Here is a 25929-nt window from a genome sequence, read left to right as displayed (position 1 = left end):
GTCTAGCGACTGACCGCTTTCTGGGCGCCAGAAGGATGCTCTTCCGACGCCTTTTCTTCGCTGGGTTGAGCCTCGTTGCCGGCGCGCAGCTTCTTCGCCCGGGCTTCGAGCACGACGTAGAGAATAGTGGCCAAGCACAGCGGCACCAGGAAATAGACGACACGGTAGCCGATCAGGCCGGCAACGATCGCGCCTTTGCTGAGTTCGTTGCCCAGGGCGGCCACGAACACCGCTTCGATCACACCCAAGCCCGCCGGAATGTGAGCAATTACACCCGCGATGCTGCTGATCATGAGGATCCCCAGCACCGTGGGGTAGGGGACCTGCTGCGACAACATGAAATAGACCACGAGTGCCATCAGCGCCCAGTTCGCAGCGCCCAGCAGCATTTGCAAGACGGCCAGTCGCAGCGATGGCAGATGAATCTCGTGCTTGCGTATCGTCCAGTGACGTCGCTTGGAGAAGCCGCACGCCCAGAGATATGCCAGCGCGACCACCAGCAAACCGGCACCGAGCGCCCGCAGCGCCGTATGGCCGATCTCCCAGTTGTTCGGTGGGGTGATCCAACCCAACGAAAAGATTAGCCCGGCCAGCCAGATATAGCCGAGCCAATTGGTGAGCACGCTCAGGGTAAACACGCGAGTGATCTGCGAGGCGCGCAAACCAAACCGTGAATACAGCCGGTAGCGCAGAGCTATACCACCCACCCAGGCGCTCAGGTTGAGGTTGAATGCGTAGCAAACGAAGGTCACCGGCACAATCTGTCGAACCGGCAGATCGTGCTGCGCGTACCGCTTGCCGAGCACATCGAAGCAGCAATACACGGCATAGCTGCCAAAGGTAGCGGCACCCGCGAGCCAGAGCGTTCGCGCGTTGTAGTTGCTCAGCGTCCGGTAGACCTCGTTCCAGTCGACATTGCGTGCCAGACCCACCAGCAGCCCGGCGACCAGCACGAAGAAGACGTACGTAAGGACTTTTTTGATCAGCGGCCAGCGCCCTCGCCAACCAGCGCGGGACGCGTCATGGGGCCCGCTCATTGATGGTCTCGTTGCAAGGGAGCCGGAGGATTGGGCTCGAGCGGCTCCGGGTCGATCAGTTGCAGCCTGGGGCGGTGTGCAGGGAACAGGCCGACCAGCTGGGGAAAATGACGCAGGAAGTGGAAGATGAAAAAGGCCAACGGTGCACGCCACCAATAACCGCGAATGATGCGTTCCAGTGGGATGCGCCGGCAATCCTCTTGCAGCAAGCGGTCCAGGTTCTCGTGCAGCTGACGGTTGAACGCATGGTCACGAATAATCAGGTTCGCCTCGAGGTTGAGCGACAAACTGAGCGGATCGAGGTTGCTCGAACCCACCGTCGACCATTCGTAATCGGCCAGCGCGACCTTGCCGTGCAACGGCCGACGGCAGTACTCGTGGATCTCGACGCCGTCGTTCATCAGGTAGTTGTAAAGCATGCGCGCGCCGAACTTGGCGATCGGCATATCCGGTTGGCCCTGAAGGATCAGTCGCACCCGCACGCCGCGCCGGGCGGCGTTGCGGATTTCGCGCAGTACCCGATAGCCGGGAAAGAAATAGGCATTGGCGATCACCAGCCGCGAGCGAGCGTCACGGATCGCCTGTAGATAGTGCTGCTCGATATCGTTGCGGTGGTTATGGTTGTCTCGGGTCACGAATAGCGCACGCGCTTCGCCCCGGCTGACGCCGACGTAACCGTTGCTTTGCGTACGCACCCGTCGATGCCACCAGCGCCGATTCGCCTGGTTCGGCGCGATGGTGCTAAGGGCGAAGCGATGGATGTCGTGAACGATCGGACCCTCGACCTGCAGCGCGTAGTCCTGCTTGGCTGCCGGGCCGAAGTCACCCAGGTGATCGGCAGAGAAATTGATCCCCCCGATGAAGGCGACCTGACCGTCGACCACAACGATCTTGCGGTGCATGCGGCGGAACACGTTGACGCGCTTGCCGAGCAGCCGTTTGCCTGGGTCGAACATGTGGATGCGTACGCCGGCCCGCGCCATTGCCGATGCGAAATCGCCGTTCAGGTCAGCCGAGCCATAACCGTCTACGGTGACATCGACGCTGACACCACGTTCGGCTGCGGCGATCAGGACTTTCTGCAGCTCCTGGCCCACCTTGTCCTTGAAGAAAATGAAGGTTTCCAGCAGGACTTCCTTTTCTGCGGCCGCAATGGCCTCGAACACGGCGGGGAAGAACTCCTCGCCGTTTTCCAGCAACTGAAGGCGATTCCCGTCTCTCCAGTGAAAATTCATAGGTGTATCTCCACCGCCAAGGGCAGATGATCGGACAAGTGCGTCCAAGGTTTGTTACCGAGGATCCGCGCTTTGTGACTCGTGGCATTGCGTACATAGATGCGATCCAGGCGCAGCATCGGCCAGCGCGCCGGAAAGGTCTTGGCCACCTTGCCCTGTGCTACGGCGAAGACCTCGTGCATACCGGCGCAACGGTCAAGGATCTGCGCACCCTTCAGCCGCCAGTCGTTGAAGTCGCCGGCGACCACCACCGGGGCGTCCTGGTGCAGCGAATCGAGGAGCTCGCACAGCAGGCCGAGCTGTTGCTGTCGATGCGATTCGCGCAGGCCCAGGTGCACACAGATGGCATGAAACTCCTCATGTCCCGGTACCTGCAGCACGCTGTGCAACAAGCCCCGGCGCTCGGGCCCGGCGATAGAAATGTCGAGGTTCTCGTAGCGCGTGATCGGAAACTTCGACAGCAAGGCATTGCCGTGATCGCCGTCCGGGTAGACCGCGTTGCGGCCATAGGCGAAGTCGGTCCAGATGCTGTCGGCGAGGAATTCGTACTGCGACATCTTTGGCCAGTCGTGAAAACGCAGGGCATGCTTCTCGTGCGTGCCCAGCACCTCCTGCAGGAACACGACATCGGCCGATACTGCCCGGACCGCCTCGCGCAGCTCCGGCAGGATGAATCGCCGGTTGAGCGCGGTGAATCCCTTGTGCGTGTTGACGGTCAGCAGACGAACCGCGTTGACCGCCGTGGACAGATGCGCGTCCAGATCGCTGCTGTCGAGAGGGTGATTTTTGTCCAGATTCAAGCCAATGCTCCTTCCAGGTGGCCCGGAGTGGTCTCCAGGTTTTCCTCCAGTCCGAGCCGGCGCAACAACTGTCGCGCATCGTAGGGCGCTCGGACCTTCACGTCGTTGTCGAAATAGCAGTACACCTCCCGTGCCTTGCGTGACGCGGGCTTGTCGTCGGTAATGAGGTGGGCGTCGTCGGGTTGCCGGCCTTGGTTCCAGAGCGTGATGCGCTGGCACCAGTTGTCCAGCGCTTCTTCGCTGTAGCCGCTGGTGTATAGCTCCTCGGCGCCGTGCAGGCGGATATAGACGAAATCGCTGGTGAGGTCTTCACGGTAGGGCCATTTGCCGGCAGTGTCGGCCACCACCAGAGCGACCTTGTACTTGCGCAGCAGCGCAACGAACGCGGGGTCGACGAAGCTTTGATTGCGAATCTCCAAGGCGTGGCGCAGCCGGCGCTTGCGGTCGATCTGCAGATAACTGCGGTCGTCCATTCGCGCCTCGCATCCTTTGGCCATTTCCAGCGCGGCCTCGGTGTCGTGTGGCAGTAATCCGAGAAAGGTTTCGAACAGCTCGGCGTCGAACTTGAGCGAAGGGGGAAATTGCCAGAGCATCGGCCCGAGCTTGTCCTTGAGTGCCAGTACGCCGGAGGCGAGGAAGTTGGCGATGGGCTTCTCCACATCGCGCAAGCGCAGGACATGCGTGATGTAGCGCGGCGCCTTGACGCTGAAGACGAAGCCCTGCGGGGTGTCGTCGTACCAGGCGGCGTACAGTTCAGGGCGCTGGAGCGCGTAGAAGGAGCCGTTGATCTCGATGCTGTTGACCGCACGCGAGGCGAATCTGAGTTCGTTCTTCTGGGTAAGGCCCTTGGGATAGAAATCGCCTCGCCAGGGTGCGTAGCGCCAGCCCGAAATTCCGATATGGATGGCCGCCATCGCCTGCTCCTGTTATTACCGCGGGTTCTGCATGCTGGTCGGATCGCTGGCGGGGAAGGTGTCGGCAACCGCCTGGTCGACCACGTTCTCCTCCGATCCGGCCCCTGCCGAGTGGCCGCGCTGTGGCTGCAACTCCACCTTGATCCAGCCGCGTTCGCGCCGATCGAACGCCTCGAAGGCGGCGATAGCGTCAGTCATCGGCTTGATCTGGGTGAGAATCTTTGCCGGGTCGATGCGCCGCGCCTGGATCATTTCGATCAGCCGCGGGATGTACTTGCGGTGGTGACAGTTGCCCATGTTCATGGTGATGTTCTTGTTCATCGCCATGCCGATGGGAAAGGTCATAGCGTCCGGTGGATAGACACCGATGATCGACAGCGTGCCGGCCTTCGCCAGGCTTTGCACCGCCCATTCCAGCGCCTGTGCCGGCCCATCGCCGGGCTGCCATTGCCCACCCTGACCGGACTGCGCTCCATCGGCCGGTTTGCCGCCGCAGCAACCGTGCTCGGCGTCGATGCCAACCGCGTCGATCACGCGGTCGACGCCGATTCCGGAAGTGAGCCGCTTCAACGTTTCGACGGGATCCTCGCGATTGAAATCGATGATTTCCGCGCCTTGATGCTGAGCCATACGCAGTCGATCCTCGAACTGGTCGATAGCGAACACGCGCCCGGCACCCAATAGTTTGGCGCTGGCAATGGCGAACTGGCCGACCGGCCCGCAGCCGAACACCGCCACGGTGTCGCCCGAGCGGATCTCGGCCATTTCCGCGCCGAAATAACCGGTCGGGAAAATGTCGGAAAGCAGAATGGCCTGATCGTCACTGACGTCCGCAGGCAGCTTGACCAGACCGATATTGGCGAAGGGGATACGCGCTTTCTCGGCCTGCAAGCCGTGAAATGGCCCCGTCTGGGATGGGCCGCCATAAAAGGACGTGCCAGCTTCTTTGCCGTTCGGGTTGGCGACGTCGCACTGGGCGAAATAGCCGGAACGGCAATAGGAGCAGTTGCCACAGGCGATGGTCGACGGAATCACCACCCGATCACCGATTTGCAGGTTACGGACGTCTTCGCCCAACTCCTCGACGATACCTACGGCCTCGTGGCCGAGAATGGTGCCAGGCTTCATTCCGCCGACGGTCCCGCGAACGAAATGCAGATCGGTTCCGCAGATGGCTGAGGCGGTGATGCGAACAATGGCGTCGGTAGGCGCTTCGATGCGTGGCTCGGCTACGTCCTCAAGTCGGATATCGCCGACACCGTGGTATACGACAGCTTTCATGGCTACTCCCGCACCGTTCAAGCCTGGAGGCTCGAACGGTGTGAATGGTTGTGACGTCCTGTTAGTGGGTCAGCCGGACGGCGTTCCTGCGGATCGGCCCGGCGGTAGCCGGCGAGTCGTCCAGCGGCACGCTGCGCCGAACAGGTGCACCTTCATTCGGACTGATCGTGGCTTTCGCGGTTCATCTTTTTTTCAATCAGACGCGCATGCGCGCCCGCTGCGCCGGTGTTTGGGGCGATGGGGCTACATGGCAGGTGTGGGTTGCTGCGACCGGAAGGGAAGGGTGAGGCGAGATATCAGGGGCGCGCTGCAGCCCAGGGCACCTCGCCGGAGAAAGCATCGACAAGGTAGTCGATCATCGCGCGCACCTTGGCCGGCGGGCGGCGGTCGGGTGGATACACCACATGGATGCCGCCGAGCCCAAGCGATGGCTGATCCAGCTCTACCGTTACCAGTTCGCCTCGGCTCAACGCGGCGGCGACGATGAACTGCGGTTGGTAGATCAGGCCCTGATCGCCTGCTGCGGCGGCCACCAGCGCCGCCCCGTTGTTCGCGACCAGATTGCCCTGGATGGGCACCCGGAACTCACCGGCGGGGCCAAACGCCCACTCGCGACCACCCGACAGCGTCGACAGGCTGTAGCCGAGGCAATTGTGCCGGGACAGGTCGCTGACCCGCTTCGGTACACCATGCTGCGCCAGATAGCCGGGTGAAGCGCACACCAGCATTGGGCAGTCCGCCAGGCGCCTGGCCTGTAGAGGGCTGTCGGTGAGACGGCCGATGCGTACGGCCATATCCCAGCTGCCTTCGATCAGATCCACCTGGCTATCGGTCAGCCCCAGCTCGACTTTCACCGCAGGGTGGCGCCGGCTGAACCCCGGCATCAGCGGAGCGATGAAGCGAGTGCCGAACGATAGCGGCACGTTCATCCGCAGAAGGCCAGAGGCGTCGACCCGCTGCGAGGCGATGCTCGCTTCGGCCTCGTCTATCTCCGGCAGCAGTCGCAGGCATGCTTCAAGATAGCTGCTGCCAGCTGCCGTGAGGCTCAGGCGCCGCGTGCTGCGATGGAACAGTTTGACGCCGAGCCGGGCTTCCAGGGCATCGACGTGCTTGGTTGCCATCGCAGGTGAAAGCCCGAGATGCCGCGCCGCGGCGGAGAGGCTGCCAGCGCTGGCGGCCCGGGCGAACACGCGCATTCCGGTGATTCGGTCGAGCATCTCGGTTCCTACTCTCAGTTGGAACTGTTGAGGCGTTTTGCCTTGTTAAAGCCAAACGAAGTGTAATCCATACTTGTCACCTCATTCGCGAGGAAGACGATGACATGAGCCGCCAGCACGACAGCACGCCAGCACCGGAGCGCATGCCGACCTTGTTCGTGCCGCACGGCGCCGGCCCCTGTTTCTTCATGCAATGGGACCCGGTCGATGCCTGGGACAGGATGGCGGGGTTCCTCAAGGGCATCGCTGCGACGCTGCCGCAGCGACCGCGTGCCATCGTGCTGGTGTCCGGCCACTGGCTGGAGCGCCAGGTGACGGTGACCGCTAGCGTCAGTCCGGAGCTGATCTACGATTACGGCGGTTTCCCAGCACACACCTACCAATTGCGTTATCCGGCGCCAGGCGATCCTGCGTTGGCGGCACGCCTGGTAGAACTGCTTGGCCAGGCGGGGGTTGCCGCTGGCGAAGACCCGAAGCGCGGTTATGACCACGGTGTATTCATCCCGTTGAAGCTGATGTTTCCGGATGCGGACGTGCAGGTCGTGCAGTTGTCGTTGCGCAGCGACCTGAATGCTCAGGCCCATCTCGATATCGGCCACGCCATCGCGCCATTGCGTGACGAAGGCGTGCTGATCGTTGGCAGCGGTATGAGCTTTCACAACATGCGGGGCTACGGCGACCCGCGTTTCGCGGCGATCTCGGACGTATTCGATCATTGGCTGAGCGAAGCCGTCAGCGCCTCGCCAGCCCGGCGCGACGCGCTGTTGCAGCAGTGGGCCGATGCTCCATCGGCACGTCAGTGCCATCCGCCACGCGGCGAAGAACACCTGTTGCCGCTCATGGTGGCCGCTGGCGCCGGCGCAAACAGTCCGGGACGCAAAATATTCTCCGACCGGGTCATGCAAACGACCTTGTCGGCCTACCAGTTCGGCTGAGTGATCAGCCTTTGAGTCAGGAACTCACATGCTTAATTCCACTGCACAGATCGAAACATCCAACCCCAGCCGCCTGATCCGCCGGCTTTGCAAACACTGGAGCCACAAGTTCGAGGTCAGCTTCGACGATCAACAGGGCCGTATTGCCTTCGGCGAAGCCCAGTGCCTGCTGACTGCTGGCACTGGGAGCCTGACCGCGCAAGTGCAAACCGAAGACGAAGCGCAGCTGACGCGAATGGAAACCGTGGTGGCCGACCACCTCCAGCGCATGTCAGCGGACGAGACCTTCAACTTCGTCTGGCAGCGCTGATCGCGTCGGCGCTTACGGGTCGTTGCGGGCGAAGTTCGGCAGGGCACTGACCGGTTGGGAGAAGCGGAAGGGGATCGATACCATCGAATCGCCATAGGCTCTTTGCACCACGAAGTGCAGATGCGGGCCGGTGCTGCGCCCGGTGCTGCCAGAACGGCCAAGCAGGGCGCCAGCCTTGATTTGCTGTCCCGCTTTCACCTGCACTGAGCCGCGCTTGAGATGCAGATAGGCACTGTGGGTGCCGTCATCATGAAGAATGCGCACATGGTTGCCCGCCGGATCAGGCAGGCGGCCGCCTTGGTTATTGCGCACCTCGAGTACCGTACCTGCGCGCGCGGCAACGATCGGCGTGCCCACCGGCATGGCTATATCGACGGCATAGCGGCCTTTTGGCGAGTTGTGGCTGTAATCCCCGCCGGCACCCTGGGAAATGCGGAACGGCCCACCTTTCCAGGGTAAGGCATAGGCGTAGCCACCCACCGAGCCTTTTTTGCCTGGCTCTGGCGAGTAGATCAGGGAGTAGCTGAACGACTGCTGATACATCAGCGGGTAACCGGGTTGCCGTTTGCGCAAGGTGGCGACACGCATGCGGGTGCGTGCGGGCACGGTCTGGCGAACGACGCCCTTGCCGACGCCCGCGACATTGACCAGACGCGTCAGGCGTAACACCACTTCTACCGGCACGTCCGTATCGTTGTGCACGTCCATCGCCTTGCCGGAGCCGGCTCGATTCACAAGCAATCGCACGCTCCCGGGTTTGGCAGCCGGTAGCGTCGCGTTGGTGATGGTGCCACCAGCCTGGGCGGGCAGGGCAGTGGCGGAACAGAAGGTCAGCAGAGCAACTGAAATGGTCAGCCGAGTCGAAGCCATAAGGTGTGATCCGTCACGGATGGGACAACCTGCCTGCGGCGGGCAGGACAAATCCGTCGGGTTTCATGGATGCCGCGCTGGGGTTGGGACTAAAGGAAGGGAATGGCGTTCACTACCGCACGTCGATATCCAACGAACGATTGAGCGTCGATGACGCGCCCCGCCACGACGGTCGTGCAGAGGCGTCCGGGCCCCGTAAACCAGGGCCCGGACGTCTCGTGAGCGAAGCTTGGCCGCCAGTCGACGCTATTCCTCTTCCTTGATCAGCTCGAATAGCAGTAGCGAACGGCCGGTCAATGCGTACTCATCGCTGAACTCGAACCGCTCGGCCCGTGCGTTGGGGGTATTCGTGTCGATCAGGCGGTTCCAGTAGATGCCCTGGGGCACTTCCGGCAGGGTGAAGTTCACGATGTCGTGATGCGAGTTGACGATGATCAGCAGCGTCGCGTCCGAACCGGCCCGGCGGATGCCCGTCGGCTGCGCACGGCCATCGAGCAGCATGCCCATGCAGCGGTTATTGCCGTCTTGCCAATGCTCGACGGTCATTTCCTCGGCGTGCGGAGCCAGCCAAGTGACGTCTTTTACACCCAGCTCCTCGTGATAAGCACCGACCAGGAAACGCCCGCGACGTAGCATCGGATAACGTTGGCGCAGACGAATCAGCTTGCGCACGAAAGCCTGCAACGAGCGACTGTCTTCGGGTATATCCCAGTTGACCCAGCCGATTTCGCTGTCCTGGCAATAAGCATTGTTGTTGCCGTGCTGAGTCCGGGCGAATTCATCGCCCGCTACGATCATCGGCGTGCCCTGAGAGAACAGCAGCGTGGCGAAGAAGTTGCGCATCTGCCGGAAGCGCAGCTCATTGATCTCTGGATCGTCCGTGGAGCCTTCGACACCATGGTTCCAGGAGATGTTGTTGTCGCTGCCGTCGCGGTTGTCCTCGTCGTTGTCTTCGTTGTGCTTCTCGTTGTACGACACCAGATCCCTGAGGGTGAAGCCGTCATGGGCGGTGATGAAGTTGACCGAGCTGAATGGTCGCCGGCCGCGCTGGTTGAACAGATCGCCGGAACCGGTGAGGCGGCTGGCGAAATCGGGCAATTGGCCTTCGTCACCTTTCCAGAACGCGCGCACTGTGTCGCGGTACTGGTCGTTCCACTCCGCCCAGCCTGGAGGGAAGCCACCAACTTGATAGCCACCCGGACCGCAGTCCCAGGGCTCGGCGATGAGTTTGGTCTTGGCCAGCACAGGATCCTGACGACAGGCCACCAGGAAGCCATGGCGCTCATCGTAGCCGTCGTGCTGACGTCCGAGGATGGTCGCCAGATCGAAACGGAAGCCATCGACGTGCATTTCCTGCGCCCAGTAGCGCAGCGAATCGGTGACCATCTGCACGACGCAGGGATGGCTCATGTCCAGCGTATTGCCGGTCCCGGAGTCGTTGATGTAGTAGCGTTTTTCATCCGGCATCAGGCGGTAATAGGAGGCGTTGTCGATGCCGCGCATGGACAGCGTCGGGCCCAGCTCGTTGCCTTCGGCGGTGTGGTTGTAGACCACATCGAGAATGACCTCCAGATCGGCATTGTGCAGGTGCGCGACCATTTCCTTGAACTCGCTGATCTTGCCGCTGGCCAGATACTTAGGGTGCGGCGCGAAGAAGGCGATGCTGTTGTAGCCCCAGTAGTTGCTCATGCCCTTTTCCAGCAGGTGCTGGTCCTGGACGAAGGCATGGATCGGCAGGAATTCGATCGACGAGACGCCAAGCTTGCGCACGTAATCGATCACTTCCGGCGCTTTGAAACCACCGAAAGTGCCGCGCATGTCGTCGGCCACCGAGGGATGGCGCATGGTGAAGCCGCGCACGTGAATCTCGTAGATGATGGTTTGGTCCCAGGGCACTTGCACGGGACGGTCGTGCCCCCAGGTGAATGCCGGGTCGATGATCTTGGATTTCGGTACGAAGGGCGCGCTGTCGCGCTCGTCGTAGCTGAGGTCGGCGTCAGCGTGTCCGATGGTGTAGCCGAACAGGGCCTCGGACCATTTCAGCTCACCCACCAATTGCTTGGCGTAAGGGTCGATCAGCAGTTTATTGGGGTTGAAACGATGACCGGCGTCGGGCTCGTACGGGCCGTGCACGCGATAGCCGTAGATCTGACCCGGATGCGCGTCGGGCAAGTAACCATGCCAGATCTCGTCGGTGTATTCGGGTAGCTCGATGCGTTCGAGCTCGGTTTCGCCATCGGTATCGAACAGGCACAGCTCAACCTTGGTCGCGTTCGCGGAAAAGATCGCGAAATTGACGCCCAGCCCATCCCAGGTGGCGCCAAGCGGGAAGGGAAGCCCTTCGCGAATGCGTGAAGGGATCAGAATCTGAGGCGCCGCAGGTTTTTTTCTACTCATGAAATCTCCGATGGCAGCTCTTGGTTGGGCTGTTCAAGGCACTAAAACGCCGCGGCCGCGATTGGTGTCATAGCCAAATCGGGGCCGCGGCGTCGGGTTCAGCTATCTTTCTTGGCGCGTGGCGCGCGGGTTTTCTTCACACCCGCGGGGGTGCCTTCAGCCGCTTCAGTGCCAGCTTTGGCTTTGGGGCGCGCGGTGCTCTTGGCCGCAGTGGCTGGCTTGGCCGGCTTGAGGTCCGTGGGTTGCTTGGCATCCTGTGCGGGCTTCGCGACCTTGGCGGCCTTGCCAGGTTTTGCTGCGGGGGTCGCATCGGTCGGTTTGGTGGCCGTCTTGCGCGAGCGGCTTGCAGGCTTTTCCATCGACTTGCCATTCTCCGCTTCGACCAGTTTGCAAGCCATTTGCCAATGACGTTCGTCCTGACCGTCCGGGCGCCCCTCCGATACCCAAATGTCGTAAGCGAATTCGCGGATGCGTTTCTCGTCTTTATTCATCGTTCTGATTCTCCTGTTGAACTGATAGATAACTGTAAAAGCGCCAAGGGCAGTGATTTCAAAATTTCTGTCGCACGTAAGCCCGCTTGTGTGGGTGTGACTGTCATTCCGTCAAAAAGTCGCTCCATTGCGTGACCGCTCAGCGCATCGGGCAATTGCACGACGGTGTCGCCCCAGCGCTCAGGCGGAATCTGCGGCGAAGGGCTGTCGGCAAGCAGGCTGCTGGCAAGCCGTGCGGCGACGACAATGAGCCAGGAACCACCCAGCTCCCGCGCGAAGGCGATCAGTCGATCGGCGTGCTCGCCCTCGACTTTCAACGGCAGGTAACGACCTTCGGTAAAAAGCCGTGGTTGCGCACGGCGCAGCTCGAGAGTTCGCGCGATCAGCCATTGCTTGAGGCGGGCATCCTTCCAGCTGGCCAGCAGCTCGGTGGGTTGCGCCTGCAGGGCGAACGTGGCGCGGCGCTGGTCGAAGTCCACGGGCCGCCGGTTGTCGGGGTCGACCAGGCTGAAGTCCCAGTAATCGGCGCCCTGATAGAGGTCAGGGACACCGGGCGTGGTCATGCGCAGCAAGGTCTGGGTCAGGCTGTTCAGGGCGCCGGCCGGCGCGAGTTCTGCCGCAGCGGCAGCGATCTCGGTGCGCAGCGTCTTGCATTGCTCGTCAAGCAGCAGGGACCTGATGTACTGCTGGCAAGCGCCTTCGTATTCACTGTTGGGATCGGTCCAGGTGCTGCGCAGTTTGGCTTCACGTACGGCCTTTTCGTGCCACTTGACGATCCGCTCGCCGTACGCCTCGACGGATTTGCGATCCTCCGCATCCAGGTCCAGCGGCCAGCTTCCAAGCAGAATCTGGAACAGCAGCATTTCATCCCCTGCAGATGGAGCGGGTCCGTCGGCAAGTTCCTGTCGCTGTCCATAGGCAAGTTGTCGCCAATGACGCACCTTGGCGGCGAACCAATCAGCGCGCTCGCTGATCACCGTCATGCGGGCGCGGGTGTCTTCGCCGCGCTTGTGGTCGTGGGTAGCGGTGGCCAGCAGATTGCGCGGGAAATGCTCTGCACGGGCCAGACACTCGGCGTGAAACGCATCCACCGGCGCGCTGAAGGTCTGCGGATCGAAGCCAACATCGTTGCGCGATAGCAAGGCGCCGGAGCGATAACAGGCCGTGTCTTCCACGGCCTTGGCGGCGGCCGGTGAGGTGAGCTGTTGGAAGCGCGTGCAGGCGTAGCGACGAATTCGCCGTGCTGGCCCCGGCGGCAGGGAGCGCAAGCTCTCGCCACCGAGCCAGCGATCGAGCAAATCCAGCAACGGCCAGTCCGCCTCGCCGAGGGTGGTGCGCGCACCCGCCAGCGCCTGCTGGAAAAACGGCTCGTCGGTCTCTCGTCGTCCATGGGCGCCGATATAGGTTCGGTACACCGGGAAGTGCACGATCAGCTCCAGCAACGCCCGGCGAATGGCGCCCAGGGTGATATCACGGGTCATCACGTCGTAGCGCGCCACCTGCAGCAGCGCCTGCGCCACGGTTTCGAAATCGCCGGCCAGGGGCCCGGTAAGCACCAGTTGCCGTGCCAGGCGGACTTCTTCCATAAAGTCTTCCGGGCGCTCGGCCACTTCGCTCCATAGCGAGCAAAGCACCGACTTGCCGGCCGGATCGTGCTGCAGCAGCGACACCTGATTCATGAATTCATATCCGGTGGTGCCGTCGACACCCCAGTCATCTTGCAGGCGTTCGCCCTCGGCGAGGATCTTCTCGACATAGATGGGTACGTGCGCCTGCGCGGCTTCAGCAGGCCGCGCCGCGTTGAGCCGGTCCACCCGGCGCCGCAGCTGTCGGCAGTAACCCCGCGGGTTGGCCAGGCCATCGACATGGTCGATGCGCAGCCCGTCGACCAGGCCTTCGCTGATCAGCTCGAAGATCTTCGCGTGGGTTTCCTCGAAGACCACCGGGCGCTCGACCCGCAGGCCGCCCAGCTCGTTGATGTCGAAGAATCGGCGCCAGTTGATGTCATCGCCAGCGGTACGCCAGCTGGCGAGACGGTAGTTCTGGCGTTCCAGCAGGCCGTGAAGCCGCTTGAAACCCTCTTCGGTGGTCGAGTCGTAGTGTTTGAGTGCTGCTTCGAGGAGCTGCCGGATTGCGTTGTCTTCGAGCAGCCGGGCCAGGTCGGCGCGCAGCTGGCGGGCCGTCTGATAGGGCGCCGGTTCGGTTTTCAACGCATCGAAATGCTGCGCCAGGGCGCGCAACTCGTGGTTATCCGTGAGCCGCAGGACTTCGCCATAACTGGGCGGTGTAATGGGGAACCGATGTTCGTAGTGCTCGGCGTAGAGCGCACCGGTTTCGGCGTCCAGGCACAGCGGAATCTTGCCCTCCTGCAGCGCCTCGCCGTAATCGCTGCCAAGGAAGGGCACCAGCAGCTGGCCTTCGAGTAGGGGATCGGGCGAATTCCACTGGATATCGAAGAACTGCGCATAAGGGCTGCGACGGCCCCATTCGAGCACGTCCAGCCACCACGGGTTGCCCGAACCGCCGACGGCCATGTGGTTAGAGACGATATCGAGGATCAGGCCCATGCCTTTGGCACGCAGCGCGGCGACAAGACGACGCAGCGCCGGCTCGCCGCCGAGCTCGGGATTGATGTGTGTCGGGTCGATGACGTCGTAACCATGCATCGAGCCGGGGCGTGCCGTCAGCAGGGGCGATGCGTAGATGTGGCTGATCCCGAGGTCGGCGAAGTAATCGACCAGCGCCGTCGCGTCGTCGAGGGTGAAGTCACGATGAAATTGCAATCGCAGCGTGGCGCTAAGGTCTCTCATCGATGGTTATTTCCAATGGTCTGCTTGCGAGCGTTTGCCAGGATTTTCAGGCGACGCGCGCAGGCCGCATCGTCAAGTAGCGTGGCGCTGTCGCCGGGATAACGGCGGCGCCAGTTGGGGTGGGTGTCGGTGGTGCCGGGCAGGTTCGGCTGTTCCAGCAGGCACAGCGCGTCCTCCACCGGAAGCAACACCAGCGGCGCCGGTGTTTGACCAATGAATGCGCTGCAGGCGTCCGCCAAGACCTCCGGGGCGGCGAGGTCGCCATCAACCTCCGGCGTGTATTCATGCAGGAGACGAAGCAACCCAGCGCGTTCTCGCTCGCGCTCCTCTAACTGGCCGGGTCGCTCTTGTTCCTGGTGCTGGCCGACACGGATACGCCAGTCAATGTCGTGGGCTTGCCACCAGCCGCTGATGGTCGGCAGGTCATGGGTCGTGGAGGTGGTAATGGCGCTGCGCGGATAGTGTGAAGGCGGTTTGAAAGTGCCTTGGTGGTCGCGCTCGAAGAACAGCACACGCATGCCCAGCAGACCGCGATCAGCCAGTTTTTCGCGAAGTCCTTCGGGGACGGTGCCCAAATCCTCGCCCAGGATCACCGCATTACGTCGCCAGGCTTCGAGCGACAGCAGTCGCAGCAAGTCATCGAAGGGGTAGTTGAGGTAGGCGCCTTCCATCGGACCGGCGCCGGAGGGCATGACCCACAGACGCATCAGGCCCATGACGTGGTCGATCCGCATACCGCCAGCGTGTGCCAGGTTGGCGCGAACCATCTCGATGAATGCCCGATAGCCGTGAGTTTTTAGCCCCCACGGAGAAAACGCGGAGATGCCCCAGCTTTGCCCCTGGCGATTGATGATGTCCGGTGGGGCGCCGACGCTAAGTGCAGCCAGCACCTCGTCCTGCCGGCTCCAGGCCTGGCTGCCGCCGCCGTCGGCGCCCACCGCCAGGTCACTGATCAGACCGATCTTCATCCCGGCGCTACGCGCCGCCGTCTGGGCGCGCTCCAAACCACGCGCGATCAGCCACTGGCAAAAGGCGTGGTAGCTGATGTCCTCGGCATGTTCCTGGGCGAACTGCTCGACCGCAGGGCTTTGCGGTTTGCGGTATTGCTCCGGCCAGTCGCGCCAGTGTTGCGGATAGCCTTCGGCGCTAAGTAAGGACGCGTGCAGCGCTTCGAAGCGGCAATGGTTTTCCAGCGCTTCGCCGCCGGCTTCGCGGAAACTCTCGAAGTCGGCCCGCTGGGCATTGCCACCGGTGACGAAGTCGTCATAGAGCGCCCGCAGCAAGCACTGACGGGTTCTGGACACCGCGTCCCAGTCGATCAGTTCCAGCTGCTCCAGTCGCTCGAGCTCTTCGGCCAGCCCACAGGACTCGATGGCGATGCGCAGCGGTGTATCGCCGAGTATTGCCTCCGGTGCGCTATGAAGAATGTTGTAGAACAAACGGCTCGAAGGCGAATAGGGGCTGTATTGGCGGCTATTGCCGGTGAACATTGCATGGATAGGACTGATGCCGAGCGCATCGGCACCCTGGGCGGCCGCGCTGCGCACGAGGGTTTCGAGGGCCAGGGTATCGCCCAGCCCGCCGTCACCGGGGCGACGCAGGCCATACAACTGTACGGTCAGGCCCCAGGCGCTGGGGCCGGCGACGTCTTCGACGCTTGGACAGGCGTGCGGTGCCACCGCGAGCGTCAGGTGTTGCCCGCCGATTTCCAAGTGGTGGTAGCCCGGTGTATGGATCGCTGCCAGACGTGCCTGATCATCCAGCGTACCCTGATGATCAGGGCCGTCTTCGAGCGTCAAGCTATAGGCTGTCCCCGGCTCGAAATATTGCTTCAGTTCCAGTGGCGCTCCCTGGTCCAGCGTCAACAAGGGGGGCAGGTGAGAAGTACCGTTGATGGCGTCGAGTTTTTCAAGGCTGGTTTCGACGTCGGTCTCGCTGTCGGCGGCGAGGCCCAGCCCGCCAAGGACCGCCCGCAACACGTCGGGGCTTACCCGCTGATCGCGGCCATCAGCATCGACCCAGTCGATGGACAGACCCGCTGCCTTGGCCAGACGGTTCAGTCGTTCATCGCTCATTAACAGTCTCCAGATACAACTTGGCGGAACGCGCTTGCAGCGTGCTTGAATGGGGTTCGGTTTCAGTGGCACGGCTGGCATGCAGCAGACGCGCCCCGGCATTTGCTGGCTCGACCGCGACGTCGGCATCGCTGAGGTTCAGTTCTAGACGCAGCTCGCTACCGTCACCCAGACGCCAGCGGGCGAGAGCTGCAGCTGTTCCAAGCGCCTGTGCACCCAGGAACCGCGAGCCCTCAAGTCGCGGCACGATTTCGCGGTGACGGATTTCCAGCAATTGGCGATACAACGCCAGCCACTCGGTGTGTTCCGGTCGATCCCGCTTGCCGAAGTCGGGTTTCGATGCCTCGAAGGTTTCCACCGCGTTAGGGTCCGGGATGCGCTCGCGGGTGTGCTCGTCGGCGAACTCGGAAAACTCGGCGAACTCACCACGGCGGCCTTCTCGCACGGCATCGGCCAGCTCACCGTGGTGGCTGGTGAAGAACAGAAAGGGCTCGCGAGCGCCCCATTCTTCGCCCATGAACAACAGCGGGATCATCGGCGAGAGCAACAGAACGGTGGTCGCCGCCTTCAACGCATCGGGATCGGTGAGGTTGATCAGCCGGTCGCCAAATGCTCGATTGCCGGTCTGGTCATGGTTCTGCAGAAACAGCACGAACGATGTCGGCGGCAGATGCCCGCTGGGCTCGCCCCGTGATTCGCCACGACGGTTCTGGTGGCCCTGATAGATGAAGCCTTCCCCGAGGAAACGGACCAGTTTGGTCGTCGAGTCCTGGTGATAATCGGCGTAATAGCCCTGACGCTCGTCGGTCAGCAGCGCGTGCAGGACGTTGTGGCCATCGTCGTTCCACTGGGCAGTGAAACCCTGAGTGAGCAGGCTGGCGCGGTTGTCCTCGTTTTCCAGGACCAGATGCACATGCCGGCCAGGCTCGGCTTCGGCATGCACTCGCTCGGCCAGCTCAGTCAGAAACGAGCGATCCGGAATGGCATGCACGGCATCCATGCGCAAGCCATCGAAGCGGTATTCCATCAGCCACATCAGCGCGTTGTCGATAAAGAAATCGCGCACTTCGCGGCGACGAAAATCGATGGCATCGCCCCAAGGCGTCTGCTGGTCGTGGCGGAAGAAGTGTTTGGCGTAACGGTGCAGGTAATTGCCGTCCGGCCCGAAGTGGTTGTAGACCACGTCGATGAAAACCATCAGGCCGAGGCCATGAGCGGTGTCGATCAGATGCTTGAGCTGTTCGGGCGTGCCGTAGGCAGCCTCGGGTGCATAGAGCTGAACGCCGTCGTAGCCCCAGTTGCGATCGCCGGGAAATTCGGCGAGCGGCATCAGCTCGATCGCGGTGATGCCGAGGTCGGCCAACGCCGGGAGCCGCTGCTCGATATGCGCGTAGCCGCCGTAGGCGCCGACATGCAGCTCGTATAGAACCGTTTCGTGCCATGGGCGACCCTGCCAATCACGGTTGCGCCATGTATAGGCGTCGGGATCGACCACGACGCTCGGGTCGTGGACATCGGCTGACTGCGCGCGAGACGCTGGGTCAGGCACGGTCAGTTCATCATCGATGAGAAAGCTGTAATGCGTTCCGGGTCCGACGTCTGCCTCGATGCTGTACCACCCGTTTTCGCCTTCCTGCATGGGCAGCGTATTGCCGCCGACTAATACTAGGCTGACGCTTTGCGCGTCTGGCGCCCAGAGCCTGAACCGGGTACGCGACGTATCGAGTAATACCGGTCCGTGTTGCCCGTTGCGGGCAGGCCTGTTGTGCATTGATGACCCTCGTTAAAAAACGGCATGAACCTCGCGTCGCCCGCCCAGTAACCGCTGATACAACCGGTCATAGGGTTCGATCGCGTGGCGCCAGAAAAATCCACTGCCCATCGCACGGCAGCGCATCGCATTGAGCAGCTGCGGCCGCTGATACACCGCCAGTGCGCGCTCCACGGCAACGCGGTAACTTTGTGCGGTGGCCTCGTTGAACAGGAAGCCGGTCACGCCGTCGTCGATACTGTCGGCAAGGCCACCTGTGCGGTGCGCGATGGGCAGCGAGGCGAAGCGTTGGGCGTACATCTGGCTCAAGCCACAAGGCTCGTAGCGCGATGGCATGAGCAAGAAGTCGCTGCCGGCGAACAGCCGGCGGGCATCGGTTTCGTTGAAACCGATATGCGCGCCCACTCGCCCGGGGAAGCGTTCGGTGAGCCGACGCACTTCGTCTTCGATATGCGAATCGCCACGACCCAGAATGGCCAACTGGCCACCGTGCTGGACGATCGTCTCGGCGACCTCGATGGTCAGGTCGATGCCTTTCTGGTGCACCAACCGGGACACTACGGCGAACAGTGGGCCGTCACCTTGCTCCAGGCCGAACAGTTCGCGGACGTGAGTGGCATTGGCGTGTTTGCCCACCCAGTCATTCGCGCCGAACTGGCTGATCAGGTGGGAGCAATGCTGCGGCTCCCAGCTTTCGTCGATACCGTTCAGCAACCCGCTGAGCAAACCTTGACGCGCTTTCAAGGCAAGAAAGCCCTCCATCCCGCAACCGAACTCGGGCGTGGTGATTTCTTCGGCATAGGTCGCGCTGACGGTCGTCACGTGATTGGCATAGGCGATACCGGCTTTGAGCAGCGACAGCGCGCCGTAGAACTCCATCCGTTCAGGCCCGCAAGCCTCGAGCGGAATGCTCAGCGCGCGGCGCAGGCTCATGTCGATGTTGCCCTGGTAGGCCAGGTTGTGAATGGTGAAGATGCTGGGCGTATGCAAGCCCCGCCAATGCATGTACGCCGGTGTCAGCCCGGTTGGCCAGTCATGGGCATGGACCAGATCGGGCGTCCAGCGGATGCAGGCCGTGCCGGCGGCGATATCCGCGGCGGCCATGCACAAGCGCGCGAAGCGCACTGGGTTGTCCGGCCAGTCATGGCCCTGCTCGTCGCTGTAGGGCAGACCATCGCGCTCGTAAAGTTCGGGGCAGATCAGCACGTAGATGATCAGCCCGTCGGGCATGTCGAGTCGACCGATCCGGCAAGAGGGCAGATCGCCGTGCGAGAGCACGCTGCCGACGATGCGGATCGGTTCTGCGCATTGCATGACCTGGGTGTAGCCGGGGATCAGCACCCGCACATCGTGCCGATCTCCCAATGCGCGGGGCAGGGCGGCGGACACGTCCGCGAGCCCGCCCGTCTTGACCAGATCGGTCAATTCCGAGGTGACGAAGAGGATCTTCTTCTTCTCGTCTTGCGTGCTGCGAAGTTGCAGCACCGGGCGCTCGACCGGCGCCTCCAGACGTTGGGTTGTGTTGATGTGGACAGGCCGGGCATTCACTGCAGCAATACTCATAAGAATCTTCCCCAAGTGACCGGCGTCTGCGCCAAGGTGGTCACGAGCACGTTTGTTTCCACGCAGCGCCCGTTGAGGAGCTGCAAACCATGAGCACGGCAAGAGTGTTTTTTCTTGTTAGAGCCGCTTGTTCCGCGGCGTAGGGCTCGCATGGCCCTACCTTGAAAAAGACCGGGTCGCTATGAATTAGTTCTCGATTTCCGACGGAAACCATCCGGGGGAACTTTGAGAAGGGACGCCGGTTCCGAAAATTGACTGAACCCAGGTGTATTCCCGCTGCCAGTCGGAGCCAAGACCATGCGAGACCTTGCTGAAATCGTGCAGTTTTTTAGCGACAAACAAATGAAATTGACCACTGCCGAATCCTGTACCTGTGGCCTGATGGCCTCGTTGTTAGGCGACATTCCTGGCTGCGGTAAGGTGCTCGATAGCGGTTTCGTCGTGTATTCACCGAAGGCGAAGAATCGGCTGCTTCACGTCAGTTTCGAAACCATCGAGACCTTTGGCCTGACCAGCGAAGAAGTCGCCACCGAGATGGCGATCGGCGCACTGAATGCCAGCGTCGCGGACCTTGCGATTGCCAACACCGGAGTGGCCGACGACGGAGAAGAAGATCCAGGCGGCACTCAGTGCTACGCCTTTGCGCTGATGCAAGGCGAACGCCAAGTGAGCATCAGCGAGACGGTTCAGTTCGAAGGCGATCGGGTGGCGATTCGCAAACAGGCTGCGCGTTACGGGCTAGAGCAGTTGCCAAGCAAATACGAGCAATTGCTGCGCAAGCTGCGTGAGCATGAATGAGAGCCGCCGCAACCGCTGTTACGCACCGAGAGGCGACAACCCGCTGCGCAATGCCCTGTATGGCGGCGCGGATTCGGTAGTAGACGACGCGGCGCATCACACCGGAGGCTGGCGCTCGGGTTCCACGCGTTCCGGCACCGAATGATCCACGCTGGGCTTGTGCCCAACGCTCAGATCGGCGCGCAGCTGCGGCAGGCTATGAGGGTATTTGCGCTGGATGAAGCCGATGAGGTTCTCGCGCAGATGACAGCGCAAATCCCAGTTGCGCGAGGAGTCCGGCGAACTGACCAGCACCCGCAACTGGATGGATTTCTCACTGGTATCGGTTACCTGCAATACGATGACGCGCCCATCCCAGAGCTCCGGTACCTCTTGGCAGAGCCGCCGTAATTCCTCGCGCAATGGCTCCAGCGGCAGCGAGTAGTCGACCCAGAAAAACACTGATCCGATGATGCTGGAGTTACGCCGCGTCCAGTTCTGGAATGGCTTCTCAATGAAGTACTGCAGCGGTACCACCAGCCGACGATCGTCCCAGATCCGCACGATGACGTAGGTGCCGGTGATCTCCTCGATACGGCCCCATTCGTTCTCGACGATCACCACGTCATCCATGCGAATGGGTTGGGTGATCGCGATCTGAATGCCGGCGATCAGGTTGGCCAGCACCGGTCTCGCGGCGAAACCGACTGCAAGCCCGGCCAGGCCCGCGGAGGCCAGCAAGCTGGCACCAAATTGGCGTGCGGCGGGAAAAGTCATGAGCATGCCTGCGGCGCCAATCAGCAGAATGAAAAAGCCCAGTGTGCGCAGCAGCACCCGTGATTGCGTCTGAATCTGCCGGGCGCGCAGGTTATCGGTGACGTCTACCGGGTTCTTCAATCGCACGGCGTGCTCCACGCCGCGTAGCAGGCGCAAGGCCAGCCAGGTGAAGCAGCCGATGATCAATAGCGTGGTGATTCGCCGCGCCGCGTCCATCAACGCCAGTTCATCACTGGCGGCTGCCAGCACGGCCTGCAGACCCAGCAGCGGTAACAGCAACCGAATGGGCTTTTCCAGCTGCTCGGAGACGGCCTTGGTGAACAGAAAGCTTCGCCCCAGTCGCAACATCACAGCGGTCAGTACACGGCTGAATACGCTCAACAGCACTACGACGGAAGCAGCCGCCAGCACAGTGCGCAGGGCAGGTTCGGTTATATAGGCTTCCCATTGCAGAGGAATGGTGAGGAATTCGATAACGCCAGCTCCGTTTCGTTGGTGCATTAAATGACTGATGTCGTCGTTGCAAAGTTCATGTCCCACGTGCAGCCAGTCGGATGCGTGGAACTCCCATGAAAGGCTCGTTTCACACTTACAAGAGGTGCAAAACCTGATTGGTATTCGAACCACTGGGAGACAGCCATGCAAAGTGCACAAACTGGTAGTGATGTCCGCGTCGAACGTTTGATCGAGTGGTTGCGTGATGCTCACGCGATGGAAGCGCAGGCCGAGTCCATGCTTACCAAGCAGGCCGGCCGTATCGAGCACTATCCCGAGCTGAAGGCGCGTATCGAGCAGCACATCACCGAGACTCAGAATCAGGCCAAGTTGATCGAAGGCTGTCTACAGCGGTACGACAAATCCTACTCGGGCTTCAAGGATCTGGGCGGCAAGATGATGGCGATGGGGCAAGCCATGGGCGGCATGATGGTCAATGACGAAATCGTCAAAGGCGCTCAGATGGGCTACGTCTTCGAGAATCTCGAAATTGCGTCTTACGAAATTCTGATCGCAGCTGCCAAGGCCATCGGCGATACCGAGACTGCAGAAACCTGCACCCGCATCCTGGCTGAAGAGGTCGCCATGGCCGAATGGATGCGCAGCCACCTGGCTGAGCTCACTCAGGCCTATCTGACTCGCTCACAAGCTCCGAACACCGAGGCCAAACGCTGATAGAAAAGATGGATGGATCGTCGAGCGGCGGCTACCGCTCGGCGACTTTTGCCGGAAGCGAAGCGTTCATCAGTCCGCCCCGGGTGGCGTAAAGCTCGAAGCGCAGCTCTTGGGCCAGCCGCACCAGATTCGCCGCGTCGCGGCATTGATCGTCCGTGATGCCGAACACGGTCAGCTCCTCACCGTCCAGATGCTCCTCATAGAGGCGAACGGTGACTCGGCTGTCCTGCTGCGCATGGCAGTCGCAGTGGAAGGGATGAAGGTAGTTGCGAAGGATGTTTTCGATCGTCAACAGGGGCAGACGTGAAGCCATGATCCTTCCTCCTATCGTATGTCCAGTTCCAGCGAGATTGCTCGCAGCCAGCCGTCGCAGCTGTACGCCGACCTTTCTCAACGCTAGCAGGACCTGCTCCGTTGTAAATACCCAGTTGTCACCGCTCGGCAGAAGATCGGTTCGTGGAGCAAATCCTGCCGTTGGGCTTGCAGGCAGCGTTCGCTACGCGATCGGCGGGATAGACAGCATTCACACGTCGCGCCGGTTAGAGCGCGGCGGGAATCACAAAGAGGAAACCTCATGAAATCGATAACGACATTAGTGTTGGCGAGCCTTATGGCCTCTTCACCCGTATTCGCTCAATGGCCGGCCGGCACGCCCGAAGATGAGAAGGGCGCCCGGCCCAGCCCCATGGGCAACCCGACACCGCAGGAGACGCTTGAGACGCACAAGGACAGCAAGGGCCGCACGGTGACGGAGGATGGCGACGTCGTCAGTACTCCGCCCAAAACCGAAGGCGAATCGGATCCAGACGTGAACGACTCTTCGGTGAACCCAGACCGCCATTCCAGCCACGGCGGGCCGACCGACCCTGCGTCAGATCCGGGCACGCTTGAATAACTGCCCGCTTGCGCAACCACGGAGCGTGCCATGGCCCTCGATGAATACAACCGAAAGCGAGATTTCGCCGCGACACCCGAACCTGGTGGAGAGTCGAAGACGAAGGGCAAGCGCGGCGCCAGCCACGCACTGCAATACTGCATCCAGAAGCACGATGCGAGCCGCTTGCATTACGATTTCCGGCTTGAACTCGACGGCACGCTGAAAAGCTGGGCGGTGCCCAAGGGGCCATCACTGGACCCCAAATCGCGCCGACTGGCCGTACACGTCGAAGACCATCCGCTGGATTACGCGACCTTTGAGGGCACCATTCCGGCAGGTCATTACGGTGCGGGTGATGTGATCGTGTGGGACCGAGGGGTCTGGATTCCACAGGGGGATCCAGAGGAGGGCTATCGCAAGGGCAAACTTAAATTCACGCTGGAAGGGGAAAAGCTCAGCGGCACTTGGAATTTGGTGCGCACCCGCATGGACGGCGGCAAGGAACAGTGGTTTCTGATCAAATCAAACGACGACGCGGCGCGGCCCGAGCAGGAATACGACGTCGTCAAGGAGCAGCCCGACAGCGTGCTCAGCGACCGCACACTGATTCCGCGCAAGCGCGGCAAGGCGAAGCTCGAAACCGACGCCAAGCCGGTCAAGGCGCCCGCCGCACGAACGCGCACGAAGACGACGCACACCGCCCTGTCGGGAGCTTGTTCCGCACCCATACCCGACACCATCAAACCGCAGCTGGCCACGCTGGTCGATTCGGTGCCCGACGGTGATTGGCGTTATGAGATCAAGTTCGACGGCTACCGGATCATGGCCAGGATCGAATCCGGCAAGGTGCAGCTGTTCACTCGCAACGGCCACGACTGGACGGCCAAGATGCCGCAGCAAGCCGAAGCCCTGGCCGCGCTCGGGTTGGAATCGGCCTGGCTGGACGGCGAAGTGGTGGTGCCCAACGAGGACGGCACGCCCGATTTCCAGGCGCTGCAGAACGCCTTCGAGGTCGGGCGCAGCGGAACCATCGTCTACTACCTGTTCGATATGCCGTACCTGAACGGCATGGATCTACGCGAAGTTCCTCTGGAACAGCGTCGAGCGGCGCTGGAACAGCTATTCCAGAAGAACGACAGCGAGCTGCTGCGGTTTTCCGCCGATTTCACAGAGGAACCGGAAAGCGTGCTGGAGAGCGCCTGCCAGATGAAGCTCGAAGGCCTGATTGGCAAACGCGCCGGCAGCACTTACGTCTCCAAACGCAGCAACAGCTGGGTGAAGATCAAGTGCAAGAATCGCCAGGAGTTCGTCATTGTCGGTTTCACCGACCCCAAGGGCTCGCGCAGTGGTTTCGGTGCCTTGTTGCTGGGGCTGCATAACGAAGAAGGCGAATTGCACTACGCGGGCAAGGTGGGCACCGGTTTCAACCAGGTCACGCTAAAGAGCCTTCACGCCAAGCTCAAACCACTGGAAATCGACAAGAGCCCCCTGGCCAAGGCACCACCCGCTGCGGATGTGCGGGGCGCGCATTGGCTCGAGCCGAAGCTGATGTGTGAAGTCGCTTACGCGGAAATGACCCGGCAGGGTGTGATTCGCCATTCGGTATTTCACGGGCTGCGTTCCGACAAGCCCGCTGAAGCCATCACTCAAGAACGCCCGGCGAAGGCAGATAAGGCGGCGACGTCACACCAGCCCAAGAGCAGCACGACGAAGAACACCGCCGGCAAGATCAAGATCTCGAATCCAGAGCGCATCATCGATAAATCCATTGGCGCGACCAAGATGGAGCTGGCGCGCTTCTACGCCGAGGTGGCGCCCTGGGCGCTGCCGCAACTGCGCCATAGGCCGCTGGCGCTGGTGAGGGCGCCGGAAGGCATCGATGGCGAGCTGTTCTTCCAGAAACACACCGAGAAACTGAGCATCCCGCACATTACCCAGCTGGACACCGCGCTATTCCCCGATCATGCCGCGCTGATGACCATCGACACGCCGGAGGCGTTGGTCAGCGCCGCCCAGATGGGCACCATCGAACTGCACACCTGGAATGCGGTGGCGCCGGTGCTCGATCATCCGGATCGGTTCGTTCTGGACCTGGACCCCGACCCGGCGCTGCCATGGAAACGCATGATCGAAGCCACCCAGCTGACCCAGACCCTGCTGGACGAAATCGGTCTGCAATCCTTCCTCAAGACCAGCGGCGGCAAGGGCCTGCACATTCTGGTGCCGCTCGAACCGGTGCATGGTTGGAGCGAGGTGAAGGCGTTCAGCCAAGCCATCGCGCAATACATGGCGAAGCTGTTGCCGCAGCATTTCTCTGCGGTGAGCGGGCCAAAGAACCGCGTTGGGCGAATTTTCATCGACTATCTGCGCAACAGTCAGGGCGCCAGTACCGTTGCCGCGTACTCGGTACGAGCACGTGAGGGGCTGGGGGTCTCAGTGCCGATTCACCGTGACGAGCTCGCCGAGCTCAAGGGGGCGAATCTCTGGACCATCCGCAATCTCATGCCACGGCTGGAAGAGCAGGGCGATGACGACCCCTGGACCGGCATCAACGAGACGGGGCAACGAATTACTGCGGACATGCGCGAGCGGCTGGGGATGAAATAGCACTTCGGTTGTTGC

At 61.8% G+C, this 25929-nt stretch carries 21 protein-coding genes; 6 read left to right on the top strand and 15 right to left on the bottom strand.

The window, feature by feature from the left end; all coding sequences use genetic code 11:
* Positions 1 to 2: 2 nt before the first annotated feature.
* From CH92_RS11215 to CH92_RS11190, 6 genes are all read right to left on the bottom strand, one after another.
* A complete protein-coding gene (locus CH92_RS11215; protein ID WP_025241872.1) occupies positions 3 to 1037 on the bottom strand; it encodes a lysylphosphatidylglycerol synthase domain-containing protein in 1035 nt (344 codons plus the stop codon).
* Positions 1034 to 2272 carry a cardiolipin synthase ClsB gene (clsB, locus tag CH92_RS11210; protein ID WP_025241871.1) on the bottom strand — a complete coding sequence of 413 codons (1239 nt, stop codon included), beginning with the start codon at positions 2270 to 2272 and terminating at the stop codon, positions 1034 to 1036. The genes CH92_RS11215 and clsB overlap by 4 nt, the downstream gene beginning before the upstream one ends.
* Entirely contained in the window at positions 2269 to 3072 is an 804-nt protein-coding gene (locus tag CH92_RS11205) for an endonuclease/exonuclease/phosphatase family protein (RefSeq protein WP_025241870.1), read from the bottom strand. Before CH92_RS11205 ends, clsB begins: the two co-directional genes overlap by 4 nt.
* The gene (locus tag CH92_RS11200; protein ID WP_025241869.1) at positions 3069 to 3986 is read right to left on the bottom strand and encodes a DUF72 domain-containing protein; all 918 of its coding nucleotides are present in this window, start codon (positions 3984 to 3986) and stop codon (positions 3069 to 3071) included. The genes CH92_RS11205 and CH92_RS11200 overlap by 4 nt, the downstream gene beginning before the upstream one ends.
* Before the next feature lie 15 nt (positions 3987 to 4001).
* Entirely contained in the window at positions 4002 to 5267 is a 1266-nt protein-coding gene (locus CH92_RS11195) for a zinc-dependent alcohol dehydrogenase (protein ID WP_025241868.1), read from the bottom strand.
* 296 nt (positions 5268 to 5563) lie between these two features.
* On the bottom strand, positions 5564 to 6484 hold the full coding sequence (locus tag CH92_RS11190; protein WP_025241867.1) for a LysR family transcriptional regulator: 921 nt from the start codon (positions 6482 to 6484) through the stop codon (positions 5564 to 5566).
* 104 nt (positions 6485 to 6588) lie between these two features.
* Between CH92_RS11190 and CH92_RS11185 the strand changes: the two genes are divergently transcribed.
* Both CH92_RS11185 and CH92_RS11180 read left to right on the top strand, forming a co-directional pair.
* Positions 6589 to 7419 (top strand): DODA-type extradiol aromatic ring-opening family dioxygenase, encoded by an 831-nt coding sequence (locus CH92_RS11185; RefSeq protein WP_025241866.1) that lies wholly within the window; start codon positions 6589 to 6591, stop codon positions 7417 to 7419.
* A gap of 28 nt (positions 7420 to 7447) precedes the next feature.
* Entirely contained in the window at positions 7448 to 7729 is a 282-nt protein-coding gene (locus CH92_RS11180) for a DUF2218 domain-containing protein (RefSeq protein ID WP_025241865.1), read from the top strand.
* A gap of 12 nt (positions 7730 to 7741) precedes the next feature.
* Here CH92_RS11180 and CH92_RS11175 read toward each other — a convergent pair whose 3' ends face one another.
* From CH92_RS11175 to glgA, 7 genes are all read right to left on the bottom strand, one after another.
* On the bottom strand, positions 7742 to 8599 hold the full coding sequence (locus tag CH92_RS11175) for a M23 family metallopeptidase (protein WP_038622966.1): 858 nt from the start codon (positions 8597 to 8599) through the stop codon (positions 7742 to 7744).
* A 246-nt stretch (positions 8600 to 8845) separates the two neighbouring features.
* Positions 8846 to 10996 carry a glycogen debranching protein GlgX gene (gene glgX, locus CH92_RS11170; RefSeq protein ID WP_025241863.1) on the bottom strand — a complete coding sequence of 717 codons (2151 nt, stop codon included), beginning with the start codon at positions 10994 to 10996 and terminating at the stop codon, positions 8846 to 8848.
* Positions 10997 to 11094: 98 nt separating this feature from the next.
* Positions 11095 to 11487 (bottom strand): DUF2934 domain-containing protein, encoded by a 393-nt coding sequence (locus CH92_RS11165; RefSeq protein WP_025241862.1) that lies wholly within the window; start codon positions 11485 to 11487, stop codon positions 11095 to 11097.
* Positions 11484 to 14297, bottom strand: a complete 2814-nt coding sequence (locus tag CH92_RS11160) for a malto-oligosyltrehalose synthase (RefSeq protein ID WP_025241861.1) — start codon at positions 14295 to 14297, stop codon at positions 11484 to 11486. The genes CH92_RS11165 and CH92_RS11160 overlap by 4 nt, the downstream gene beginning before the upstream one ends.
* Entirely contained in the window at positions 14294 to 16372 is a 2079-nt protein-coding gene (gene malQ, locus CH92_RS11155; RefSeq protein WP_025241860.1) for a 4-alpha-glucanotransferase, read from the bottom strand. Before malQ ends, CH92_RS11160 begins: the two co-directional genes overlap by 4 nt.
* On the bottom strand, positions 16362 to 18143 hold the full coding sequence (treZ, locus tag CH92_RS11150) for a malto-oligosyltrehalose trehalohydrolase (protein ID WP_025241859.1): 1782 nt from the start codon (positions 18141 to 18143) through the stop codon (positions 16362 to 16364). The genes malQ and treZ overlap by 11 nt, the downstream gene beginning before the upstream one ends.
* A 12-nt stretch (positions 18144 to 18155) precedes the next feature.
* Complete coding sequence (glgA, locus tag CH92_RS11145; protein WP_025241858.1) at positions 18156 to 19706, bottom strand: glycogen synthase GlgA; 1551 nt, start codon at positions 19704 to 19706, stop codon at positions 18156 to 18158.
* Between the two features lie 297 nt (positions 19707 to 20003).
* Between glgA and CH92_RS11140 the strand changes: the two genes are divergently transcribed.
* A complete protein-coding gene (locus CH92_RS11140; protein WP_025241857.1) occupies positions 20004 to 20504 on the top strand; it encodes a CinA family protein in 501 nt (166 codons plus the stop codon).
* Positions 20505 to 20600: 96 nt separating this feature from the next.
* Here the strand turns inward: CH92_RS11140 and CH92_RS11135 are convergent, their stop codons facing one another.
* Positions 20601 to 21713, bottom strand: coding sequence for a mechanosensitive ion channel family protein (locus CH92_RS11135; RefSeq protein WP_025241856.1), 1113 nt, complete (start codon positions 21711 to 21713; stop codon positions 20601 to 20603).
* 186 nt (positions 21714 to 21899) lie between these two features.
* Between CH92_RS11135 and CH92_RS11130 the strand changes: the two genes are divergently transcribed.
* A complete protein-coding gene (locus tag CH92_RS11130; protein WP_025241855.1) occupies positions 21900 to 22430 on the top strand; it encodes a ferritin-like domain-containing protein in 531 nt (176 codons plus the stop codon).
* 31 nt (positions 22431 to 22461) lie between these two features.
* Here CH92_RS11130 and CH92_RS11125 read toward each other — a convergent pair whose 3' ends face one another.
* Positions 22462 to 22743 (bottom strand): DUF1652 domain-containing protein, encoded by a 282-nt coding sequence (locus CH92_RS11125; RefSeq protein WP_025241854.1) that lies wholly within the window; start codon positions 22741 to 22743, stop codon positions 22462 to 22464.
* A 261-nt stretch (positions 22744 to 23004) separates the two neighbouring features.
* On the opposite strand from CH92_RS11125, the gene CH92_RS11120 reads away from it, so the two are divergent.
* Together CH92_RS11120 and ligD are read left to right on the top strand one after the other, a co-directional pair.
* Positions 23005 to 23325 carry a hypothetical protein gene (locus tag CH92_RS11120; protein WP_025241853.1) on the top strand — a complete coding sequence of 107 codons (321 nt, stop codon included), beginning with the start codon at positions 23005 to 23007 and terminating at the stop codon, positions 23323 to 23325.
* A gap of 30 nt (positions 23326 to 23355) precedes the next feature.
* Complete coding sequence (gene ligD, locus CH92_RS11115; protein ID WP_025241852.1) at positions 23356 to 25914, top strand: DNA ligase D; 2559 nt, start codon at positions 23356 to 23358, stop codon at positions 25912 to 25914.
* The last annotated feature ends 15 nt before the right edge of the window (positions 25915 to 25929 follow it).

The sequence above is a fragment of the Stutzerimonas stutzeri genome (genome assembly GCF_000590475.1).
Lineage (GTDB): Bacteria > Pseudomonadota > Gammaproteobacteria > Pseudomonadales > Pseudomonadaceae > Stutzerimonas > Stutzerimonas stutzeri_D.
This window is presented reverse-complemented; position numbering and strand designations above follow the sequence as displayed.

What these genes read in the sequence shown, in the direction of transcription:
- CH92_RS11200 (WP_025241869.1), bottom strand. Translation starts at nt 3,986, where the DNA reads ATGGCGGCCATCCATATCGGAATTTCGGGCTGGCGCTACGCACCCTGG.
- CH92_RS11180 (WP_025241865.1), top strand. Translation starts at nt 7,448, where the DNA reads ATGCTTAATTCCACTGCACAGATCGAAACATCCAACCCCAGCCGCCTG.
- ligD (WP_025241852.1), top strand. Translation starts at nt 23,356, where the DNA reads ATGGCCCTCGATGAATACAACCGAAAGCGAGATTTCGCCGCGACACCC.
- CH92_RS11175 (WP_038622966.1), bottom strand. Translation starts at nt 8,599, where the DNA reads ATGGCTTCGACTCGGCTGACCATTTCAGTTGCTCTGCTGACCTTCTGT.
- CH92_RS11160 (WP_025241861.1), bottom strand. Translation starts at nt 14,297, where the DNA reads ATGAGAGACCTTAGCGCCACGCTGCGATTGCAATTTCATCGTGACTTC.
- CH92_RS11120 (WP_025241853.1), top strand. Translation starts at nt 23,005, where the DNA reads ATGAAATCGATAACGACATTAGTGTTGGCGAGCCTTATGGCCTCTTCA.
- CH92_RS11125 (WP_025241854.1), bottom strand. Translation starts at nt 22,743, where the DNA reads ATGGCTTCACGTCTGCCCCTGTTGACGATCGAAAACATCCTTCGCAAC.
- malQ (WP_025241860.1), bottom strand. Translation starts at nt 16,372, where the DNA reads ATGAGCGATGAACGACTGAACCGTCTGGCCAAGGCAGCGGGTCTGTCC.
- CH92_RS11130 (WP_025241855.1), top strand. Translation starts at nt 21,900, where the DNA reads ATGCAAAGTGCACAAACTGGTAGTGATGTCCGCGTCGAACGTTTGATC.
- CH92_RS11215 (WP_025241872.1), bottom strand. Translation starts at nt 1,037, where the DNA reads ATGAGCGGGCCCCATGACGCGTCCCGCGCTGGTTGGCGAGGGCGCTGG.
- clsB (WP_025241871.1), bottom strand. Translation starts at nt 2,272, where the DNA reads ATGAATTTTCACTGGAGAGACGGGAATCGCCTTCAGTTGCTGGAAAAC.
- glgA (WP_025241858.1), bottom strand. Translation starts at nt 19,706, where the DNA reads ATGAGTATTGCTGCAGTGAATGCCCGGCCTGTCCACATCAACACAACC.
- treZ (WP_025241859.1), bottom strand. Translation starts at nt 18,143, where the DNA reads ATGCACAACAGGCCTGCCCGCAACGGGCAACACGGACCGGTATTACTC.
- CH92_RS11185 (WP_025241866.1), top strand. Translation starts at nt 6,589, where the DNA reads ATGAGCCGCCAGCACGACAGCACGCCAGCACCGGAGCGCATGCCGACC.
- CH92_RS11165 (WP_025241862.1), bottom strand. Translation starts at nt 11,487, where the DNA reads ATGAATAAAGACGAGAAACGCATCCGCGAATTCGCTTACGACATTTGG.
- CH92_RS11190 (WP_025241867.1), bottom strand. Translation starts at nt 6,484, where the DNA reads ATGCTCGACCGAATCACCGGAATGCGCGTGTTCGCCCGGGCCGCCAGC.
- glgX (WP_025241863.1), bottom strand. Translation starts at nt 10,996, where the DNA reads ATGAGTAGAAAAAAACCTGCGGCGCCTCAGATTCTGATCCCTTCACGC.
- CH92_RS11195 (WP_025241868.1), bottom strand. Translation starts at nt 5,267, where the DNA reads ATGAAAGCTGTCGTATACCACGGTGTCGGCGATATCCGACTTGAGGAC.
- CH92_RS11140 (WP_025241857.1), top strand. Translation starts at nt 20,004, where the DNA reads ATGCGAGACCTTGCTGAAATCGTGCAGTTTTTTAGCGACAAACAAATG.